This is a genomic window from Streptomyces sp. 63XJN7_1_ISO-PGPR-S23-121, from assembly GCF_056173025.1.
Map to the genome: position 1 here is coordinate 7,284,583 of NZ_CM149653.1, position 19,271 is coordinate 7,303,853.

Annotated in this window: 18 protein-coding genes and 1 tRNA gene; 9 read left to right on the forward strand and 10 right to left on the reverse strand. The window is 72.2% G+C overall.

Annotated features, from left to right (window positions below; all coding sequences use genetic code 11):
* Positions 1–71: 71 nt before the first annotated feature.
* The 3 genes from pfkB to AC0VYN_RS32525 form a co-directional block, all read right to left on the reverse strand.
* On the reverse strand, positions 72–1,019 hold the full coding sequence (gene pfkB, locus AC0VYN_RS32515) for a 1-phosphofructokinase (RefSeq protein ID WP_475533870.1): 948 nt from the start codon (positions 1,017–1,019) through the stop codon (positions 72–74).
* Positions 1,016–1,777, reverse strand: a complete 762-nt coding sequence (locus tag AC0VYN_RS32520) for a DeoR/GlpR family DNA-binding transcription regulator (RefSeq protein WP_385473582.1) — start codon at positions 1,775–1,777, stop codon at positions 1,016–1,018. Before AC0VYN_RS32520 ends, pfkB begins: the two co-directional genes overlap by 4 nt.
* 294 nt (positions 1,778–2,071) lie before the next feature.
* Positions 2,072–3,610 (reverse strand): MFS transporter, encoded by a 1,539-nt coding sequence (locus AC0VYN_RS32525; RefSeq protein ID WP_475533871.1) that lies wholly within the window; start codon positions 3,608–3,610, stop codon positions 2,072–2,074.
* A gap of 61 nt (positions 3,611–3,671) precedes the next feature.
* Between AC0VYN_RS32525 and AC0VYN_RS32530 the strand changes: the two genes are divergently transcribed.
* Positions 3,672–4,643, forward strand: coding sequence for a helix-turn-helix transcriptional regulator (locus AC0VYN_RS32530; RefSeq protein WP_475533872.1), 972 nt, complete (start codon positions 3,672–3,674; stop codon positions 4,641–4,643).
* Positions 4,644–4,679: 36 nt separating this feature from the next.
* On the opposite strand, the gene AC0VYN_RS32535 is transcribed toward AC0VYN_RS32530, so the two are convergent.
* Both AC0VYN_RS32535 and AC0VYN_RS32540 read right to left on the reverse strand, forming a co-directional pair.
* A complete protein-coding gene (locus tag AC0VYN_RS32535) occupies positions 4,680–5,396 on the reverse strand; it encodes a TetR/AcrR family transcriptional regulator (protein ID WP_475533873.1) in 717 nt (238 codons plus the stop codon).
* A 420-nt stretch (positions 5,397–5,816) separates the two neighbouring features.
* The gene (locus AC0VYN_RS32540; protein ID WP_475533874.1) at positions 5,817–6,815 is read right to left on the reverse strand and encodes a sigma-70 family RNA polymerase sigma factor; all 999 of its coding nucleotides are present in this window, start codon (positions 6,813–6,815) and stop codon (positions 5,817–5,819) included.
* A gap of 225 nt (positions 6,816–7,040) precedes the next feature.
* On the opposite strand from AC0VYN_RS32540, the gene AC0VYN_RS32545 reads away from it, so the two are divergent.
* Positions 7,041–7,559, forward strand: coding sequence for an N-acetyltransferase family protein (locus AC0VYN_RS32545; RefSeq protein WP_475533875.1), 519 nt, complete (start codon positions 7,041–7,043; stop codon positions 7,557–7,559).
* A 56-nt stretch (positions 7,560–7,615) separates the two neighbouring features.
* Here the strand turns inward: AC0VYN_RS32545 and AC0VYN_RS32550 are convergent, their stop codons facing one another.
* A complete protein-coding gene (locus tag AC0VYN_RS32550; RefSeq protein WP_475537032.1) occupies positions 7,616–8,377 on the reverse strand; it encodes a dioxygenase family protein in 762 nt (253 codons plus the stop codon).
* Positions 8,378–8,524: 147 nt separating this feature from the next.
* Here AC0VYN_RS32550 and AC0VYN_RS32555 point away from each other — a divergent pair, with 147 nt between their 5' ends.
* Positions 8,525–9,040 (forward strand): MarR family winged helix-turn-helix transcriptional regulator, encoded by a 516-nt coding sequence (locus tag AC0VYN_RS32555; protein WP_385462516.1) that lies wholly within the window; start codon positions 8,525–8,527, stop codon positions 9,038–9,040.
* 112 nt (positions 9,041–9,152) lie between these two features.
* Here AC0VYN_RS32555 and AC0VYN_RS32560 read toward each other — a convergent pair whose 3' ends face one another.
* Positions 9,153–10,688: an MFS transporter gene (locus tag AC0VYN_RS32560; RefSeq protein WP_475533876.1), complete on the reverse strand. Its 1,536-nt coding sequence runs from the start codon at positions 10,686–10,688 to the stop codon at positions 9,153–9,155.
* 129 nt (positions 10,689–10,817) lie between these two features.
* A complete protein-coding gene (locus tag AC0VYN_RS32565) occupies positions 10,818–11,471 on the reverse strand; it encodes a TetR/AcrR family transcriptional regulator (RefSeq protein ID WP_385462522.1) in 654 nt (217 codons plus the stop codon).
* 356 nt (positions 11,472–11,827) lie between these two features.
* On the opposite strand from AC0VYN_RS32565, the gene AC0VYN_RS32570 reads away from it, so the two are divergent.
* The 4 genes from AC0VYN_RS32570 to AC0VYN_RS32585 all read left to right on the forward strand — a co-directional run bounded on the left by AC0VYN_RS32570 (position 11,828) and on the right by AC0VYN_RS32585 (position 15,469).
* Entirely contained in the window at positions 11,828–13,126 is a 1,299-nt protein-coding gene (locus tag AC0VYN_RS32570; protein WP_475533877.1) for a M6 family metalloprotease domain-containing protein, read from the forward strand.
* Between the two features lie 92 nt (positions 13,127–13,218).
* Entirely contained in the window at positions 13,219–14,889 is a 1,671-nt protein-coding gene (locus AC0VYN_RS32575; protein WP_475533878.1) for an IclR family transcriptional regulator domain-containing protein, read from the forward strand.
* Between the two features lie 46 nt (positions 14,890–14,935).
* A tRNA-Arg gene (locus AC0VYN_RS32580) sits at positions 14,936–15,008 on the forward strand.
* A 113-nt stretch (positions 15,009–15,121) separates the two neighbouring features.
* Positions 15,122–15,469: a hypothetical protein gene (locus AC0VYN_RS32585; protein WP_469184410.1), complete on the forward strand. Its 348-nt coding sequence runs from the start codon at positions 15,122–15,124 to the stop codon at positions 15,467–15,469.
* 90 nt (positions 15,470–15,559) lie between these two features.
* Here AC0VYN_RS32585 and AC0VYN_RS32590 read toward each other — a convergent pair whose 3' ends face one another.
* The gene (locus tag AC0VYN_RS32590; RefSeq protein WP_475533879.1) at positions 15,560–16,798 is read right to left on the reverse strand and encodes a tyrosine-type recombinase/integrase; all 1,239 of its coding nucleotides are present in this window, start codon (positions 16,796–16,798) and stop codon (positions 15,560–15,562) included.
* The gene (locus AC0VYN_RS32595; protein ID WP_087808844.1) at positions 16,799–17,080 is read right to left on the reverse strand and encodes a helix-turn-helix domain-containing protein; all 282 of its coding nucleotides are present in this window, start codon (positions 17,078–17,080) and stop codon (positions 16,799–16,801) included.
* A 385-nt stretch (positions 17,081–17,465) separates the two neighbouring features.
* Here AC0VYN_RS32595 and AC0VYN_RS32600 point away from each other — a divergent pair, with 385 nt between their 5' ends.
* Both AC0VYN_RS32600 and AC0VYN_RS32605 read left to right on the forward strand, forming a co-directional pair.
* The gene (locus AC0VYN_RS32600; protein WP_366766645.1) at positions 17,466–17,702 is read left to right on the forward strand and encodes a helix-turn-helix transcriptional regulator; all 237 of its coding nucleotides are present in this window, start codon (positions 17,466–17,468) and stop codon (positions 17,700–17,702) included.
* Between the two features lie 146 nt (positions 17,703–17,848).
* Complete coding sequence (locus AC0VYN_RS32605; RefSeq protein WP_469184399.1) at positions 17,849–19,105, forward strand: DUF3631 domain-containing protein; 1,257 nt, start codon at positions 17,849–17,851, stop codon at positions 19,103–19,105.
* Positions 19,106–19,271: the final 166 nt, after the last annotated feature.

The following is a 19,271-nucleotide window of genomic DNA, read 5'->3' on the forward strand; positions in this document are numbered from 1 at the left end:
GGGAGGGGTGACGCGTCGGGGAGGAACGGGCACCGGGGTGCCTCCGTGCGGGCCGGGGCCGCGCGGGCCGGTCATGGGACCGGCTCCCGCAGCGGGCGGTCCACCGGCACCTGGTCCGTGACCGTGACCGCGGCCGGGTCCAGGTCGGCCGGAGTCGGCATGACGCTGCCGGGCAGCCGGACGGCGGCGGCGCCGTGCGCGACGGCGGAGGCCAGGGCCTCCGGTCCGCCGCCGCCGGCGAGGAGGAAACCGGCGAGCGAGGAGTCACCGGCGCCGACGTTGCTGCGTACGGCGTCCACGCGGGCGCTGCCGAACCAGGTGCCCGCGTCGTCCACGAGGAGCTGCCCGTCGGCGCCCAGACTCGCGAGCACGGCACGCGCGCCCAGTTCCCGCAGCTCCCCGGCGGCCTTCAGGGCGTCGCCGACGGTGGCGAGGGGGCGCCCGACGACCTCCGCGAGCTCCTCGGCGTTGGGTTTGACGACGTCCGGCCGTTCGCGCAGCGCCTCGCGCAGGGCGGGGCCGGAGGTGTCCACGGCGACGCGGACTCCGGCGGCGTGCGCCCGGGCGACGAGGGCGGCGTACCAGGACGGGGCGAGTCCGCGGGGCAGGCTGCCGCAGCAGGCGATCCAGTCGGCGTCGCGCGACTGCCGCCGTACGGTCTCCAGGAGGAGTTCCCGTTCGGCCGCCGACAGGTCGGGGCCCGGTGCGTTGATCTTCGTCAGGACCCCGTCGGCCTCGGCGAGCGCGATGTTGGAGCGGGTGGCGCCGGCGACGGGCACCGGCGCGACCTCGATGCCCTGGGCGTCCAGCAGGTCGGCGACGAGGGCGCCGGGTGCCCCGCCGAGGGGCAGCACCGCGACGGTGCGTCGCCCGGCCGCCGTGACCGCGCGCGAGACGTTCACGCCCTTGCCGCCCGGGTCGACCCGCTCGCCGGTGGCGCGGACGACCTCGCCGCGGTCCAGGGCGGGGACCTCGTAGGTCCGGTCCAGCGACGGGTTGGGGGTGACGGTGAGGATCATGCGCGTACTACTTCCGTGCCGTCGCGCTCGATGGCGGCGGCGTCCTCGGGGCTCAGCCCGCTGTCGGTGATCAGCAGGTCCACGTCGCTCAGGGCGCCGAAGCGGGCGAAGTGCTCCTGGCCGTGCTTGGCGGAGTCGGCGAGCAGCACCACGCGCCGGGCCGCGGCGACGGCGGCCCGCTTGACCGCGGCCTCGGCGAGGTCGGGGGTGGTCAGGCCGTGCTCGGCGGAGAAGCCGTTGGCCGCGACCATCAGCACGTCGGCGCGGATCTCGCCGTAGGCGCGCAGCGCCCAGGCGTCCACGGCGGCCCGCGTACGGTGCCGCACACGCCCGCCGACCAGGTGGAGCTGGATGCCGGGGTGGTCGGCGAGGCGGGCAGCGATGGGCAGGCTGTGGGTGACGACGGTGAGCCGCGCCTCGGGCGGGACGGCGGCGGCGAGGCCGGCCACCGTCGAGCCGGCGTCGAGGATGACGGTGCCCTCGGCGGGCAGTTCCGCGAGGGCGGCCCTGGCGATCCGCTCCTTCTCGCCGGCCGCGGTGGACTCGCGCTCGGCGAGGTCCGGCTCGAAGTCGAGGCGTCCGGCGGGGATCGCGCCGCCGTGCACCCGGCGGAGCAGGCCGGCGCGGTCGAGGGCCTTGAGGTCGCGGCGGATGGTTTCCGCCGTCACCTGGAACTCCTCGGCCAACGACACGACGTCCACCCGGCCGCCGTCCCGGGCGAGCCGGAGGATCTCCTGCTGCCGCTCCGGTGCGTACATGCCTGTTCACCTTCACCTTGTGCCCGAACGTGTGGTTTCACCGGAGGCTACGTGCGGTTTTCCGCAATGTAAACAGGCAAGTGGAATCGCTCGGACACAACCGGGCATGAACGGGCGTCTCCGTGTCCGTGTCCGCGGCCGCCTTCATGTCGGTCTCCGTCCGCGTCCGTCCGTGTCCGTGCCGGTGTCCGGTTTCACGGGCCGAGGACGCCGCAGCGGGACGCGGGTGGGCCCGGCACCGAAGTGCCGGGCCCACCCGCGTCCCCGCCGTGTACGCCGTGCGTCGCTCCGTCGTCAGACCAGCGCGGGTGCCTTCTCCTCCCCGGCGGTCTCCTCCCCCGCGGTCTCCTCCTGCGCCTCGGCCCCCTCGGCGTGCTGGGCCGGCCGCCGGGGCAGGGCGAACATCAGCAGGAAGATGGCGCCCATCACCGCGGCCACCCAGCCCAGCGCGTTCTGGAAGGCGTCCGCGTAGGCCGGGCCGATGCCGGCCCGGGTCAGGTGGTCGTCCATCGTGCCGAAGAAGACCACGGACACCAGGCCGAGTCCGAGGGCGTTGCCCATCTGCTGCACGGTGTTGATCAGCCCGGACGCCGCGCCGGCGTGCTCGCGCGGCACCTCGGACAGCACCGCGTCCGTCAGCGGGGCGACGATCAGGCCCATGCCGAGTCCCATGACGACCAGGGGCAACGCCATCTGCCAGGACGTGATGCCGAGTCCGTACCGCTCGGCCTCCCAGATGTAGAGCAGCACTCCGGCCGCCATGACCAGCGCGCCGGCCTGGAGCACCTTGCGCCCGAAGCGCGGGACCAGCTTCTGCACGGACATGCCCGCCGCCGTCGACACCGCGAGGGAGAACGGCACGCCCGTCAGGCCGGACCGCAGCGGGCTCCAGCCCAGCCCCACCTGCATGTAGAGCGTCCACACCAGGAAGAAGATGCCGAGGCCGACCCCGAAGACGGTCTGCACGGCGATGCCCGCCGCGAAGCTCTTCACCCTGAACAGCGACAGCTCGATCAGCGGGGACCCGTCCCGCGCGGTCTTGCGTCGCTCGTAGGCCACCAGCACCGCCAGGACGGCGAACGCGCCGCCCATCGACACGTACCCCCACACCGGCCAGCCCAGCTCGCGGCCCCGGGTCAGCGGGTAGACCAGCATCAGCAGGCCGAGGGTGACCAGGGCGACGCCGACGAGGTCGAGCTTGAGGGCGCGCGGGGCCCTGGACTCGGTGATGAAGCGGCTGCCGAGTACCAGGCCGGCGATGCCGACCGGCAGGTTGATGAGGAAGATGGGCCGCCATTCCAGCCCGAAGAGGTTCCACTCGGTGAGCAGGGCGCCGAGCAGCGGACCGGAGACGGCCCCCAGCCCGACGATCGCGCCGAACAGCCCGAAGACCTTGCCGCGCTCGTGCGCCGGGAAGGTGGCGTGCACGATCGACAGCACCTGCGGCACCATCAGCGCGGCCATGCCGCCCTGGAGGATGCGGGAGGCGACCAGCATCTCCGGGTTCACCGCGAATCCGCACAGCGCCGAGGCGAGCGTGAAACCGCCGATGCCCACGAGGAACAGCCGCTTGCGGCCATGGATGTCGCCGAGCCGCCCGCCGGTGATCAGTCCGGCGGCGAAGGCGAGGGCGTACCCGGCGGTGATCCACTGGATCTGGCTGAAGGTGGCGCCCTCGTCCCGCTGGATCGACGGGATCGCGATGTTGACGATCGTGACGTCGACGAGGTCCATGAACGCCGCCGTCATCACGATGGCGAGGGCGAACCAGCGCCGGCGGTCGCCGCCCGCGGGCCGGGCCGGCGGTGTGTCCGGGGTGTGCGTGAAGGTCATGCGAGCACGCTATGGGACCAGTAGGCCAGATCACGTCCTATTTCTGCGGCATGCTCGGGTCATGACGACGGACACTCCGGCCCGGCTCCTGACGCTGCTCTCCCTCCTCCAGACGCCCCGCGAATGGCCCGGCGGCGAGCTCGCCGACCGGCTCGGGGTGTCCCGCCGCACGGTCCGGCGGGACATCGACCGGCTGCGCGAGCTGGGTTATCCCGTACAGGCGACCATGGGCTCCGACGGTGGGTACCGGCTGGTCGCCGGCAAGGCGATGCCGCCGCTCGTGCTGGACGACGAGGAGGCGGTGGCGATCGCGGTCGGGCTGCGCGCCGGGGCGGGGCACGCGGTGGAGGGCGTGGACGAGGCGTCGGTACGGGCGCTGGCGAAGCTGGAGCAGGTGCTGCCGTCGCGGCTGCGGCACCGCGTCGCCACGCTCCAGGCCGCGACGACGCCGCTGACCAGTGGGGACGGGCCGAGCATCGCCCCCGAGACGCTGACCGTCATGGCGTCCACGGTGGCCGGACGGGAGCGGCTGCGGTTCGCCTACCGCGCCGGGGACGGCACCGCGTCGCGGCGCCTGACGGAGCCGTACCGGCTGGTCTCGACGGGGCGCCGCTGGTACCTCGTCGCGTACGACCTCGACCGCGACGACTGGCGGACCTTCCGGGTGGACCGGGTCGGCGAGCCCTTCGCGACGGGGGTGCGGTTCGCTCCGCGGGAACTGCCGACGGGGGACGCGGCGGAGTACCTGCGCCGGTCCATGCAGCGGCGCGGCGGCTCCTACGACGTCGTGGTCGCCTTCGCCGCGCCGGTGCGGGAGGTCGCCGCCCGGCTGCCGGCCTGGCTCGGCCCGCCGGAGCCGGCGGACGACGGGGCGTCGTGCGTCCTGCGGGCCACGGTCTCCGACGCGGTGGAGTGGATGGCGGTACGGCTCGCGATGCTCGGGGTGGACTTCACGGTGCGGGAACCCGCGGAGCTGGTGGCGGCCGTCGGCACCCTGGGCGCCCGTCTGACCCGGGCGGCCGCGGAGTCCTGACGGCGGGGCGCGGCGGCCCCGGTGGCGGCACCGCGCCTACTCCCCCTCCCCCGGCGCCTCGTCCCATGTGAACCGCCTCAGCACCTCCAGGTTGGCCAGCGCCAGGTCCAGGGCCCTCGCCGGGTCGTCCGCGGACGCGGCCCAGTGCTCCACCGCCACCCGCACCGCCGCCCCCGCCGTGGCGGCGGCGAACCGGAGCCGGGGCCCGGCCACCGGCGCCTCGGCAACGTTGTCGGCACCCGTACTCGCGTCCGCTCGCCGTCCGCTCGGCGCCCGCTCGGCCAGGGCGTCCCCGAGCGCCCGCTCGCTCCGGTGGCACACGTCGGCCCACACCTTCCGCAGCGCCGGGCTGGTCTCGGCCAGGCGGATCAGTGCCCGGGCCGTCTCCCACGACGCGGCGGACACCCCGGCACCCGGCGCCGGCGTGTGCCGCACCGCGTGCTCCAGCGCCTGTGGCGGGGACAGCGCGGCCGGGGCCTCCCGCACCGCCTCGATCCAGCGCTCGGCACCCAGGGCGTAGAGGGGCGCGACGGCCTCCTCCTTGGTGGCGAAGTAGCGGTAGAAGGTCCGCGGGGCGACGCCGGCGGCGCGCGCGATGTCCTCGGCCCGGGTGGCCCGCAGGCCCTGCCGCACGAAGAGGCGGGCCGCCGCACGGGCGATGTCCATGCGGGTCTCGGCCTTGCGCCGCTCGGTCAGCGAGAGCGGTGGCCGTCCGGCGGCGGGAGTAGGGGTGGGGCTGGTGGTGCTGCTCACTTCGGCAGGCTATGCCGCTGTGGCAGAATCTGCCATTCGGCGGGTCACCCCGGGGTTCAGGTTCGGGGTGGCCCGCTTCTTCCTGCCCTGCTTCCGCGCGTCCTCGCCCTGTCCCGCCCGTGCCCGCGCAAGGGAAGAGCCGGGCTGCGGCACCCGGGGGGGGGAGGGGTGCCGAGCCCGGCTCTGGAAGGTCCCGGCGCCGGGGGGAGTGCGTCGGGACGTGGTCCAAGTGTGCGTCGGAACCGGAGCGGATCCGGGCCCGAACCGCCGGGCCCGGAGATTTTGTTCCCGGGCCCCCGCCGGTTGAAGCAGCGTTGTACGGCCATGTTCGCGCGGGCTTCGGCCACCGGCGTACGCCCCACGCGTCACGCCACGCCCCCCGCGCCACTTGGCCGCCTCGCGACGGCCCCTCGACGGTCCTTACGCCGCTGCCTCGAAGCCGGTGTCACGCGCCAGCTTCTTCAGCTCCAGCAGCGCGTGCTTCTCTATCTGCCGGATCCGCTCACGGGTGAGCCCGTGCTCCTTGCCGACCTCGGTCAGCGTGCGCTCGCGCCCGTCGTCGATGCCGTAGCGCATCTTGATGATGGAGGCCGTGCGCGGGTCGAGGCGGCCGATCAGGTCGTCGAGCTCCTCGCTGCGCAGCAGCGTCATCACGGACTGCTCGGGCGACACGGCGGAGGTGTCCTCCAGCAGGTCGCCGAACTGGGTCTCGCCCTCGTCGTCCACCGACATGTTCAGCGAGACCGGGTCGCGGGCCCAGTCGAGCACGTCGGTGACGCGTTCCGGCGTCGAACCGAGCTCGGCGGCGATCTCCGCGGGCTCCGGCTCGCGGCCGTGCTCACGGTTGAACTCGCGCTGCACGCGCCGGATCCGGCCGAGCTCCTCCACGAGGTGGACGGGCAGGCGGATGGTGCGCGACTGGTCGGCGATCGAACGGGTGATGGCCTGCCGGATCCACCAGGTCGCGTACGTCGAGAACTTGAAGCCCTTGCGGTAGTCGAACTTCTCGACCGCGCGGACCAGGCCGGCGTTGCCCTCCTGGATGAGGTCGAGGAGCGGCAGACCGCTGCGCGGGTAGCGGCGGGCCACCGCGACGACCAGGCGGAGGTTGGAGCGGATGAAGACGTCCTTCGCCCTCTCGCCCTCGGCGATCAGGGCCCGGAGCTCCTCCCGGGTGGCGTCCGCGCCGGTCTCCTCGTAGCCTTCGAGTACCTGCCGCGCGAACACGCCCGCCTCGATGGTCTGGGACAGCTCGACTTCCTTGGCGGCGTCGAGCAGCGGGGTCCGGGCGATCTCGTCGAGGTACATGCCGACCAGATCGCGGTCGGCGAGCTCGCCGCCGCTGGCGCGGACGCTGGTTGCCGCGTCGGCCGTCTCGCCGGTGGCGGACTTACGACGGGCGACGGCACGGGTTGCCATGCGTGCTCCCTTGCGATGAGTGGTTCAGCGGGCGGTCCTGCAGATGTCGGGCACTGTCGGGTCGTCTCCGGTCTCTGCTTCTCGTGTCACGGAATCCGTCTCCGGACTCTCCTCGGGTGCCCTGCATCCGATGGAAACAACGACTGGAATCCGGACAGAATTCCCAACCCACCACCCGATTTTTCTGATCATGCAGTACCCTGTGCCGCCGCATGAGGAGGACGGATGCCGTCGGAACGCACGGATGTCCAGGTCAGGCCCGGGGTCGAGGGCGACCTCGAGAGGCTCACCGAGCTCTACAACCACTACGTACGTGAGACGCCCATCACGTTCGACACCGGCCCCTTCACCCCGGAGGAGCGCCGTCCGTGGCTGCTCTCCCACCCTGAAGACGGCCCGTACCGGCTGAGGGTTGCCGCGGACGCGGACTCACAGGAGATTCTGGGCTACGTCACATCCAGCCCTTATCGCGCCAAGCCCGCGTACACGACCTCGGTGGAGACCACCGTCTACGTCGCCCCGCACGCCGACGGCCGGGGCATCGGCACCCTGCTCTACGCCTCGCTGTTCGAGGCCCTGGCGGGTGAGGACGTGCACCGCGCCTACGCGGGCATCGCACAGCCCAACGCGGCCTCCACCCGTCTGCACGAGCGCCTCGGCTTCCGGCACGTGGGCACGTTCCGCGAGGTGGGCCGCAAGTTCGGCCGGTACTGGGACGTGGCCTGGTACGAGAAGCCACTCTAGGTCCGGCCGGGGGCCCGCCCGGCGGCCGGGCGAGCCCCCGGCCGGACCGGTTCGGCTCAGCCGAACTGCACCGAACGCTTCGCCAGCCCCATCCAGAACCCGTCGATCACCGACTTGCGCAGGTCCAGCTCGCCGGCCGCGTCGGCCGCGCCCATCGTCACGAACAGCGGGGCGAAGTGCTCGGTGCGCGGGTGGGCGAGCAGACCCGCCGGGGACTTGCGGCCGAAGTCGAGCAGCGCGTCCACGTCACCGGCGTCCAGCGCGCGCCGCCCCCAGTCGTCGAACTCCGCGGACCAGGCGGGCACGCCGCCCTGGCGCAGGGCGGCCAGGTTGTGAGTGAAGAAGCCGGAGCCGATGATCAGCACGCCCTCGTCGCGCAGGGGCGCCAGCTTGCGGCCGATGCCCATCAGCCGGACCGGGTCGAGGGTCGGCATGGACACCTGGAGCACCGGGATGTCGGCGCCCGGGTACATCTCCACGAGCGGGACGTACGCGCCGTGGTCGAGGCCGCGGTCGGGGACGTCCTGCACGGGCATGCCGGGGGCGCGCAGCAGCTTGCGGACGGAGTCGGCGAGCTCGGGGGCGCCGGGCGCCTCGTAACGCACCTGGTAGTAGTGCTCGGGGAAGCCCCAGAAGTCGTAGACGAGCGGCACGGTGCGGGTGGCGCCGAGCGCGAGCGGGGCCTCCTCCCAGTGGGCGGAGACGACGAGGATCGCCTTCGGGCGCGGCAGACCGGCAGCCCAGGCGGCCAGCTCGCCGGGCCAGACGGGGTCGTCGGCGAGGGGCGGGGCGCCGTGGCTGAGGTAGAGGGCGGGCATGCGGTCCCGGACGTCGGTCGACATGGCGGCGGCTCCCCATCAGTGGCAGTTACATGAACTAGTTGCTTGAAGTCTCAATCTCTTACGCCCCCGAATGTACGCCCCTTTTGTTTAAGATTCAAGAAGTGGTCTCGTAGAGTGGGATGCATGAACACGGCACCCATCCCGGCCCCCGCCGACGAGCCCCGCTGGCTCACCGACGAGGAGCAGCTCGTGTGGCGCTCCTACATCGAGGCCGCCACCCTCCTGGAGGACCACCTCGACCGGCAGCTCCAGCGCGACGCGGGCATGCCGCACGTCTACTACGGCCTGCTGGTCAAGCTCGCCGAGTCACCGAGGCGGCGCCTGCGCATGACGGAACTGGCCAAGTACGCGAAGATCACCCGCTCCCGCCTCTCGCACGCGATCGCCCGCCTGGAGAAGAGCGGCTGGGTCCGCCGCGAGGACTGCCCGTCCGACAAGCGCGGCCAGTTCGCGGTGCTCACGGACGAGGGGTACGCGGTGCTGAGGCGGACCGCGCCGGGCCATGTGGACGCCGTACGCCAGGCCGTGTTCGACCGGCTCACCCCGGAACAGCAGAAGTCCCTCGGCGAGATCATGCGGATCGTCGCCGAGGGACTTCAGCCCGCCGAGGCGGGCGCGGACCTGCCCTGGCTGCGCTGAGCGGACGGCTCGGGCAGCCGGGGCGGGGTCCGCGGGAAGCCGTGCGCACGGGGCGTCCCCTCCCCCTGCGCACGGGTGGTGCTCGGAACCCGAGGGGTGTCTCCGGCCGGTGTCAGTGGGCGACGACCGGCACCGGCAGCTCGTCCTCGACACCGTCGCCGGAGCGGGCCCCCGTGACGGACGCGCCGCCCGGACGGCCGGCGTTGACGAAGGTCAGGGCGATCACACCGGCCAGGGCCAGGATGCCGACGGCGAACCAGATCGCGCTGGTGTAGCCGTGCACCATGCCCTCCAGCTGGACCAGCTGCTGCTGGGACCGGCCGGCCGCGCCGCCGATGTGGTCGGCGACGTAGGTCGTGGTGGCCGACGCGGCGATCGTGTTCAGCAGGGCCGTACCGATCGCACCGCCCACCTGCTGCGAGGTGTTGACCATCGCGGAGGCCACACCGGCGTCCCGGGGCTCGACGCCCTGGGTGGCCAGGGACATGGCCGGCATGAACGCCGTACCCATGCCGAGACCGAGGAGCAGCATGCCGGGCAGCAGCACGGCGGCGTAGGAGGTGTCGACCCCCAGCTGGGTCAGCAGCAGCATGCCGACGGCGGCGACCAGGAAGCCGGGTCCCATCAGGAGACGGGCCGGGACGCGGGTCATCAGACGGGCGCCGATCTGGGTGGAGCCCGTGATCATGCCCGCGACCATGGGCAGGAAGGCGAAGCCGGTCTTCACCGGCGAGTAGCCCTTCACGATCTGCAGGTAGTAGGTCAGGAAGAGGAACAGGCCGAACATGCCGATGATGGCGAGGCCCAGCGAGAGGTAGATACCGCCGCGGCTGCGGTCGGTGACCACGCGCAGCGGCAGCAGCGGGGCCTTGACCCGGCTCTCGACCAGCACGAAGGCGAGCAGCAGCACGGCGGACCCGACGAACATGCCGATCGTCAGGCTGTCGCTCCAGCCGGCCGACTCGGCGCGGGTGAAGCCGTAGACGAGCGCGACCAGCCCGAGGGTGGACAGGATCACGCCGGGGACGTCGAGCGGGGAGCGGTTGCGGCCGTCCTGCGGCTCACGGATGACCAGGTACGCACCGGCCGCGGCGACGACGGCGAACGGGACGTTGACGAAGAACGTCCAGCGCCAGTTCAGGTACTCGGTGAGGAAGCCGCCGAGGATCAGGCCGACGGCGGCACCGCCACCGGCGATCGCGCCGTAGATGCCGAACGCCTTGGCCCGCTCCTTGGCGTCCGTGAACATCACGGCGAGCAGGGAGAGCGCGGCCGGCGCGAGCAGTGCGCCGAAGGCGCCCTGGAGGGCACGGGAGCCGAACATCATCGCCTCGTTGGTGGCCGCACCGCCGAGCGCGGAGGCGGCGGCGAAACCGGCCAGGCCGAGGACGAAGGTGCGCTTGCGGCCCCACAGGTCGGCGATCCGGCCGCCGAACAGCAGCAGGCCGCCGAAGGCCAGGGCGTAGGCCGTGACGACCCACTGCCGGTTGCCGTCGGAGATGCCGAGGTCCTGCTGGGCGGAGGGCAGGGCGATGTTCACGATGGTCGAGTCGAGGACGACCATCAGCTGGGCGAGCGCGATGAAGACGAGCGCCTTCCAGCGGCCGGCGTCGGGGACGCCGGGAGCCTCGACGGCTGCTTGAGACATGGAGATACCCACTTCGGGACTTCGTGACGGAAAAAGGTCTTCAAAAGGGACGACCGGACCGGGGCGGCGACCACGCGGGCCGCCGTCCTGGTCGGACGGTCGTGAGCAGCGGAGCTGTTGGTGGCGGTACTACTGGTCGCAGGGCCGGCGCAGGTCCTCCAGGGTCACGGCGTTCCCCGGCAGGGCGGAGGGGGCCGGAGCCCGCAACCCGTCCAGGAACAGCTGAAGATGGCGGTGGACGAACCGGTCGGCGCGCAGGCACTCGGTACCGGCCGGGGGCCGGCTGAGCTGGGCCACGGCGATCATCAGGTCGCCCACGCCCACGTCGGGACGGAGCTGCCCGGCCGCCGTGGCCCGTTCCATGACCTCGGCGACGAGCCGCTCGACCCGGTCGCGCGCCGCCTCCAGGTCGGGGTGGTGCTGGTCGAACGTGCTGGACACCATCGGGCACAGCGCGCTGATCCGCTCGTCGGCGGCGACGTGCACGAAGCGCTCCAGCGCCTCGAACGCGTCGCCGGTCTCCGCGAGGGCCAGCTCGGCCGCCCGTGCCGTGCGGTCCATGACCGAGCAGACGACCTCGCGGACGAGGGCGTCGCGGTCGGGGAAGTTGCGGTACACCGTGGCATTGCCGACGCCGGCCCGGCGGGCGACCTCGTCGAGCGGCACGTCGGGGCCGTGCTCGACGAACATCTCCCGGGCGGCGGTGACGATCCGCTCCCGGTTGCGCAGGGCGTCGGCGCGCGGCCGGGTCGCCTTGCGCTGCACGGGGGTGGCGGTCTGCACGGTGCACTCCTCGGACTGGGGTGGCGTGAAGCCTGGGTCGCGATCCGGGGATCGTTTCCCCGTTTCGCTCGGACACAGGGCTAAACGGGGAGACGGTCCCCGGTTATTTCCCGCCCGCGCGGCAATTCACAGTGACCTGCGTCACATGCCTGCGCGGGGTCTCGCCGAGCCGCCCGCACCGGCCCGCCGTCCGGCCGCCGGGGGCGCGAACACCCCTGCCGCGCACGGCACTCGGCGGCTACCGGCGAGAAACCCACGATCGGTCCGCCCCAGCGCGCGCCCGCCCACCCGTCGACCCAGGGTGAACACAAGGGTGCAGTCGGTGACCGGCGGCTGCCGTGGTCCGGGAGGTCTGCATGCAGCCGCAGCCGCAGGTGCGGCCACCGAGCCGTCGGATACGCCTGCGCCGGCCGGCCGCGATAGCGACCGTCGCCGTCCTGACGCTCGCCGTCAGCACCTCGGCGGGCACCGGCCGGCTCGCCCCCGGCGCCTCGACGGCCGGCCCCGGCCCGGCCGGCCTCTCCCGCACCTCCGCGCACGGCCCCTGCATGATCAGCGGCGGCTCCGAGATCCAGATGTCCGAGGGCGTCCCCACCTCGTCCGCGTACGCCCGCTCCACCGGCACCGTCCGCGCCCTGAACCTGATGATCGACTTCTCCGACGCGCCCGGCGAGGGCAGCGCCCTCGACCGCTACGAGGAGTTCTTCCCGCAGACCCGGGAGTGGTTCCGCACCAGCTCCTACGGCCGTCTCGACTACCGCCCCGAGAGCCCGGTCGACGACTGGCTGCGCATGCCCAAGTCGTTCGCCGAGTACGGCATAGAGCGCGGCGCCCCCTTCGACCCCGGCTACCGGGACCTGGTGCAGGACCTGGTGTCGGTGGCCGACGCGGAGGTGGACTTCCGCGCGTACGACCTGCTCAACGTGCTGGTGACGCCGAACGCGGGCCCCTCCGCCCTGGACACGGTCCTGTCCGTCACCTTCGCCGGCAACGCCGAGGCCCCGGTCGCCGACGGCGTCCCGGTGGCGAACGCGTCCTTCGTCTACTCCCGCCAGGACGACGGCTCCGGCTCCTACGACAGGACCGGCTACCGCGTGCTCCCCCACGAGAACGGCCACGTCTTCGGCCTCCCCGACCTCTACACCCAGGAGGGCGGGGGCGCGGTCGGCCACTGGGACATCATGAGCGAGGACTGGGGCGCCGACAACGACCTGCTCGGCTGGCACAAGTGGAAGCTGGGCTGGCTGGAACCGTCCCAGGTGCACTGCGCCTCGCAGCCGGGCACGACGGAGTACACACTGACGCCGCTGGCCCGCAAGGGCGGCGACAAGCTCGTCGTCGTACCGCTCGACGGAACGTCCGGGTACGCGGTCGAGCTGCGCACCCGCGAGGGCAACGACGCGGCCGTCTGCCGCGAGGGCGTCCTGATCTACAAGGTCGACGCGGACGTGGACACCGGCATGGGCCCGGTGACGGTGTTCGACGCCCGCAGGGACAGCGGCGGCTGCACCCGCAGCCCCAACGTCCACGCCGAACTCTCGGACGCCGCCTTCGTCCCCGGCGAGACCTTCAAGGACCCGCGCCGGGGCCTCACGATCACGGTGTCGGGGGCGGACCTGAAGGGCGACCACCAGGTGCGGGTCACGCGGAGCTGAGCCGCGGGCCACCGGGGCGGGCCGCCAAGGGAAAGGGCCCACCGGTCGCCGCATTACGGTAGGCCTGCCGCGACCGCCGTACCGGAGAGCCGATGCCCGCCAACACCACGAACGACACCGCCGACAGCGACGCCGGGGGCACCGGGGCCGCCGTGGAGGCCGGGGGTGCCCTGGAGGCCGGGGGTGCCGTCGCACCGGCCGAGGCGGTCGCGCCGCTGCTGCGCGGCATCGCCGTACTGCGGCGGCTGACCGAGGCGGACGGCGGCACCCTCAGCCTCAGCGGGCTGGAGAAGGCCACCGGCCTCGCCCGCTCCACCGTCGACCGCGTCACCGCCACCCTGTCCCGCATGGGATACGTCCGCCTGGACGGCCGCGACGTGACCCTCGCCCCTCGCCTGATGGAACTGGGCAACGCCTATCTCGCCGCCCTGCGCCTGCCCGCCCTGCTGTCCCACCGGGCCGACGCCCTCGCCGACGAGCTGGACGAGTCGGTGTCCCTGGCGGTCGGCGACCGGGACGGCGTCCGCTTCATCCACCAGGCCACGCGCCGCCGGGCGATGTCCCTGAGCTTCCGCATCGGCGACCTGCTGCCCGCCGAACGCACCGCCCCGGGCCCGCTGTTCGCCACGGAGTGGACGGAGCCCGACTGGCGCCGCTGGCACGCCCGCCGGGCGGCGGACCCGGACGACCGCACCTTCCCGTCCGTACCGCCACGCGAACACGCCACCGCCGGAGCCGACTTCGAGCACCGTACGGCGCGGGCGGCGGCCGACGGCTGGGCCCTCGACGACCAGCTGATCGAACCGGGCCTGGTCGCGGTCTCCGTCCCCGTACGGGACCCCGGCACCGGCCGGGTGGCGTGCGTGGCCAGCGTGGTGAGCCACACCAGCCGCCACACGGCACCGGATCTGCGCGCCGCCCTGCTCCCCCGCCTGCGCTCGGCCGTGACGTCGATGGAGGACGACCTGCGCCACGCCCCGCCCCCGGCCCCGGGGCCGCCGCCCGCGGGTCTGGCGACCTGGACGGGCGCGTCGAAGCAGGAACTGGGCCGGGAGTTCGTGGAGTCCCTGGCCCGCGGCCTGACCGTCCTGACGGCCTTCGGCGAGGGCAGGCCCGCCATGACCCTCACGGAGATCGCGAAGGCGACGGGACTGTCCCGGGCGACGGCCCGCCGGGCCCTGATCACCCACGAACACGCGGGCCTGGTGGCGCAGTCCCCCGACCGCGCCTTCACCCTCACCCCCCGCGTCCTGTCCCTGGGCTTCCCGCCGCTCTCCCTGCTCTCGCTCCCCCGGATCGCCCAGCCCCACCTGACCGCACTGGCGGCCCGGATCCACGAGTCCGCGTCCCTCGCCGTCCTGTCGGACTCGGGCGAGGAGATCCAGTACACGGCGGGGGCCTCCACGAGCCGCGTGATGAGCGCCCGCGTCACCGTGGGCTCCCGCCTCCCGGCCCACGCGACCGCCCCGGGCCGCGTCCTCCTCGCCGGCCTCCCGGCAACGCCCCCCGCCCTCGAAGAGGTCCGGGCGCGGGGCTACGCCCTGGTCGACGAGGAACTGGAAGCCGGCCTGCGCTCCATCGCGGTCCCGGTACGCGACCGCACGGGCCGCGTCGTGGCGGCCCTCGACGTGGCGATGCACGCGGCCCGCCGGACGGCTCAGGCCTGCGTGACGGAGATCCTCCCCGACCTCCACCGGACGGCCACCCGCATCGAGGCGGACCTGCGCACGGCGGGCCGCTTCACCCCCGTCCCGCCGACCTGACCACCCGCTACACTGTCGGCGGTGGCACAGCCGAGCCACCGCCCAGGCCTTCGTAGCTCAGGGGATAGAGCACCGCTCTCCTAAAGCGGGTGTCGCAGGTTCGAATCCTGCCGGGGGCACAGAGAAACACCTGGTCAGAGGCCCTTCCGTCCACCGGACGGGAGGGCCTTCGTACTCGCGGCACACATATGGCACACACGCGGCTGCGGGCAGAGGTGGGGAGCTGTGCGAGATGCCCTCAGAGGACGAGCTGGCCCGACGCCGGTACGAGAAGCTGGTCGACCGGCTGGAGACGTTGATGCGCGCCGGCCTGAACCCCATGTACGAGGGCTACTACGGCCAGCTGGTTCTCGGCCGCGAGGACCTTACCGAGATGGGTGAACTCAAAGACCTTCGACGAGCCGCTCGGGAGGCCGGAGGACGTCTCGGCTGGAAGGTGGCCACTCGACTCGTCGACGGCAGGCTCTTCGTGCTTGACCAACGGGAGGTACCCGAGGAGATCGAGCGGCTGGCCGGCGATGCGACCGCAGAGGCCGTCGACCGCGCACGGGAAAGGGCCTTCCGGCCGCGGCTGACCTGACTCGAAGACAGTCCGGAGTGCGCCGCGCCACCGCGCGGAGCGACGAACGACGCACTTGACCGCGGTTTCCCAGCACGGATCAGACACACGTCACGCGGAGCCCTCCTCCAGAACGGCCACCGCTACTGCGGCCTCTCGGGCCTTCCGCTCCGCCTTCTCCAGCTTGGCCTTCGCCATGGCCAACTGCTTGGAGCGCCGCTTGTGCATCTTCTTCGACACCTCGTCCAGGCGGTCCGGGAAGAGGTGTCCGTACGTGTCCAGGGTCAGAGTCGCCGACTTGTGACCCAGCATCGTCTGAACGACGTTGACGTCCGCGCCACTGGCGATGGCCAGCGAGGCTGCCGTGTGCCGCAGCTTGTGCGGCGTGACCTTGAGATGCCCCAGCCCCGCCCGAGTGACCGCCGGCGCGAAGAACCGCTGACGGAAGTTGCGTGCCCGCAGGGGACCGCCCTGAGGGGCCGTGAAGAGCAACTCCTCATCGTCCCGTTTCTCGACATGGGGCTTCAGCTCCTCGGCAAGGAAGCGCGGGATCGGCACGGACCGGCGCTCGTGGTTCTTGGGGGTGTCCAGGTAGAGCTTGCCGTTGTCCTCGACGTACGCCTCGACGATGTGGGCTCTGCAGGCAGCCAGGTCCACACGGCCCACCTTCAACGCCGACGCTTCACCCCACCGCAGACCGGTGTAGGCCAAGAGCTGGACGAACACCCGGTAGGCACCTGCCGCGTTCGCCAGTGCCTCGACCTGCATGTCGTCGAGGTACACGTGGTCGGTCGGAGCCGGCTTCGGCAGGGGTACCCCGAGGGCGGGATTCACGGCCAGGCGTCGGGCCTTGACCGCGTAACCGAGGACACGGCTCAGCACCACATACGCCTTGCGGACCGATCGCGGGCTGAGCTTCCGGCCTCCCGTCGCCTGGCCGGAAAGCAGGTCCGCCAGCCACTCGGCGATGTCCTCGAAATGGATACGGTCGAGGGAGGTGGTGCCCCACCTGGGGACCACGTGGACGTCCAGCACGCCCCGGTACCGGTTGCGCGTGGAACGCTTCAGGTGAATCTGGGCGGCAAGCCATGAGTCCGCGACCTCAGCGAACTTGGCGCGCGCGGCAGCCGGGTCGCGGTAGGAGCCGTCGTTGAGACGCGACTCCACCTTCAATCGCTCGGCGTCGGCATCGACCTTGCGGGCCAAGGTCTTCATCTTCGGCTTGCCGTCCGGGCCATACCAGCGAACCCGGTAGCGCCCAGGTGGGGTGCGCCCCACTCGCTTGGCTTCGGTCACCGCACGCGCGTAAGCCGCGTGACCGATGCGGTCCTCGATCCAGACGCGGGCCAACTAGCGTCCCTCCCGATCGGTACCGGGTGAAGAGGCGAACGGAAGAAGCAGGGCCGTCGGAGGAACCCCGAGCACGGCAGCGATCACCACGAGGTCGTCGACGTCACAACGGCGGCGGGCGCGTTCCGTACGGCTGAGAGCGGTGTTGGTCATCGGGCGCCCCAGAGCCGCACAGCCAGCCGCGAGTTGCTGCTGAGTGAGGCCGCGGTTGAGGCGCACGTGCTCTATCGCCTGGGCGGTATGGAGACCGGCAGGGCCGATTTCTATGGGTCGAGTTGCCATAACACGTAGCTGTAACGTGCGGCCGACCTTTTTGGCAATAGTTGGTTCTTAAACCCTACAGAAGTCGCGCACCGCCGAATCAACGACCGCCCCGACTAATGCCTCACACGCGACACCCAGAGGGCTCCGCTGCAGATTACGCTCGCCGGAAAGCGAGCGCAGTGTAGCTGACTGCATCCATCGACGATGGACCATCACCTGGGCTTACGAACAGCCTGTCACCCTGGCGCCGATTTTTTGGTCAACCGCCAATTCGCCCTTACGGTATTGCCTCCCGTGCTCACCAACGGGAACTTCTGGAGTCTTCTAGAACCAACTCTGGACTTCTCCGCCCAGGGTGTGGCTGTGTTGTCCACGCAGTTGTCCGAAACCGAAAGGGAGCCCTATGCCGAGCCTTTCCCCCCGCCCTGCCCACACCTCTGCCGACCCCAACCGACGCGGCCCCCTGGCCGCCCCGGCGGAAGTTGCCGAGTACCTCGGGGTGCCGGTGAAGACGCTCTACCAGTGGAAGTACCGGGGCATCGGCCCGAACGTGCACAAGGTCGGCCGCCACCTGCGCTACCGCTGGGCCGAGGTGGACGCCTGGCTCAACGCCCAGGCCGCGTACGACCTCGCCGTCTGAGACCGCCCCACAGGGAAAGCGAAGCGGCTCCCGGCGAGCCACCGCCGGGAGCCGCGCGGTCCCTGCCCTCATCGCCCCTTGCCAGAAAACGATCTGTCTCGGTGAATCCGGACCTTGCCCGTCCGGCCCACCAGGGAGGAACGCCTGTGGATGAATCTACGACCTCTCCGACCCCCACCGCACCCGCCAGCCTTCTGCCTTGGCCACCCGTGGCCGTCCCCGGCCAGGGCGATGCGACCGAGCCCCCGTCCTCCGGGGGTAACCAGCCATACAGCGCCAACGAGGGCGCAGCACTGCTGGACGAGCTCCGGGCGGCGATCGCCCGATACGTGATCCTGCCCAACGGTGACGCGCTGACCGCCGTCACGCTGTGGGTGGCGGCCACGCACATCCAGCCCGCACTGCAGCACGCACCGCGCCTGGCGGTGGTCGGGCCCGCGAAGCGGTGCGGGAAATCCCGACTGCTGGATGTGATCACGGAGACGGCGCACGACCCGCTGATCACGGTGAACACCAGCCCGGCTGTCGTCTTTCGCGCCATCGGTGAGGACCCGCCCACTCTGCTGGTGGACGAGGCCGACACCATCTTTGGCAGCATCAAGGCCGCCGAGAAGAACGAGGAACTGCGCGGCCTGCTCAACGCCGGCCACCAGCGCAACCGGCCCGCCCTGCGGATCTCCGGCCCCGAGCACAAGACGCGGAAGTTCCCCACCTTCGCCATGGCCGCGCTTGCCGGCATCGGCGCCCTGCCGGACACGGTCATGGACCGGGCGGTGGTGATCCGCATGCAGCGCCGCAAGGACGGCGAGCGCGTCGAACAGTTCCGCTCCCGCCGCGACATCCCAGCCTTGCACGCTGTGCGGGACCGCTTGGAGGCGTGGCTCCGTCCGCTCCTGGACAGCGCCGAGGGCCTGGTACCGCGGATGCCGGTGCAGGACCGCGCGGCGGACACCTGGGAACCGCTCGTGATCGTTGCGGAGCTGGCCGGCGGTACCTGGCCCGAGGACGCGCGCGCGGCGTGCGCGGCCATGTGCGCCGCCGAGGCGGACAAGGACGACGAGTCCAATCTCAAGACCCGCCTGCTGCAGGACATCCGGCGCGCCTTCGCCCGCTGCGGCGACCCGGACATCATGCGTACCCGGGACCTGCTGGAGGAGCTTCTCAAGGACCAGGAGGCTCCGTGGGCCGAGTACGGCACCACCGGCCTCAGCCCACGCCATCTTGGGCTCCTCTTGAAGGACTTCGACATCAAGGCCGCCACCCTCCGTTTCGAGGGTGGCAGGCAGGCCAAGGGCTTCGCACGCCTCCGCTTCACCGACGCCTGGGCGCGGTACTGCCCGGAGGAGTCCGCCTCCAAGAGCGGTGACGAGAGCACGCCGATGGAGCCGGGCCCGCACCCGTAAAGACTCGTCGCACCCGTCGCATCGCAGGTCAACCCCGTGACGGGTGTCGTCGCTGCGACGAGTCGTCTCGTACCTCGACGGTCACCCGTACCTGCTCTGACCAGCCGTGCGACGGGTGCGACGGGTCCGCCACCTCGCTGCCCACCAGCCCTCCCCGCTTGGAGAA

Coding starts and splice junctions, on each gene's coding strand:
- pfkB (WP_475533870.1), bottom strand. CDS start 1,019: ATGATCCTCACCGTCACCCCCAACCCGTCGCTGGACCGGACCTACGAG.
- AC0VYN_RS32520 (WP_385473582.1), bottom strand. CDS start 1,777: ATGTACGCACCGGAGCGGCAGCAGGAGATCCTCCGGCTCGCCCGGGAC.
- AC0VYN_RS32525 (WP_475533871.1), bottom strand. CDS start 3,610: ATGACCTTCACGCACACCCCGGACACACCGCCGGCCCGGCCCGCGGGC.
- AC0VYN_RS32530 (WP_475533872.1), top strand. CDS start 3,672: ATGACGACGGACACTCCGGCCCGGCTCCTGACGCTGCTCTCCCTCCTC.
- AC0VYN_RS32540 (WP_475533874.1), bottom strand. CDS start 6,815: ATGGCAACCCGTGCCGTCGCCCGTCGTAAGTCCGCCACCGGCGAGACG.
- AC0VYN_RS32545 (WP_475533875.1), top strand. CDS start 7,041: ATGCCGTCGGAACGCACGGATGTCCAGGTCAGGCCCGGGGTCGAGGGC.
- AC0VYN_RS32550 (WP_475537032.1), bottom strand. CDS start 8,377: ATGCCCGCCCTCTACCTCAGCCACGGCGCCCCGCCCCTCGCCGACGAC.
- AC0VYN_RS32555 (WP_385462516.1), top strand. CDS start 8,525: ATGAACACGGCACCCATCCCGGCCCCCGCCGACGAGCCCCGCTGGCTC.
- AC0VYN_RS32560 (WP_475533876.1), bottom strand. CDS start 10,688: ATGTCTCAAGCAGCCGTCGAGGCTCCCGGCGTCCCCGACGCCGGCCGC.
- AC0VYN_RS32570 (WP_475533877.1), top strand. CDS start 11,828: ATGCAGCCGCAGCCGCAGGTGCGGCCACCGAGCCGTCGGATACGCCTG.
- AC0VYN_RS32575 (WP_475533878.1), top strand. CDS start 13,219: ATGCCCGCCAACACCACGAACGACACCGCCGACAGCGACGCCGGGGGC.
- AC0VYN_RS32585 (WP_469184410.1), top strand. CDS start 15,122: ATGCCCTCAGAGGACGAGCTGGCCCGACGCCGGTACGAGAAGCTGGTC.
- AC0VYN_RS32595 (WP_087808844.1), bottom strand. CDS start 17,080: ATGGCAACTCGACCCATAGAAATCGGCCCTGCCGGTCTCCATACCGCC.
- AC0VYN_RS32600 (WP_366766645.1), top strand. CDS start 17,466: ATGCCGAGCCTTTCCCCCCGCCCTGCCCACACCTCTGCCGACCCCAAC.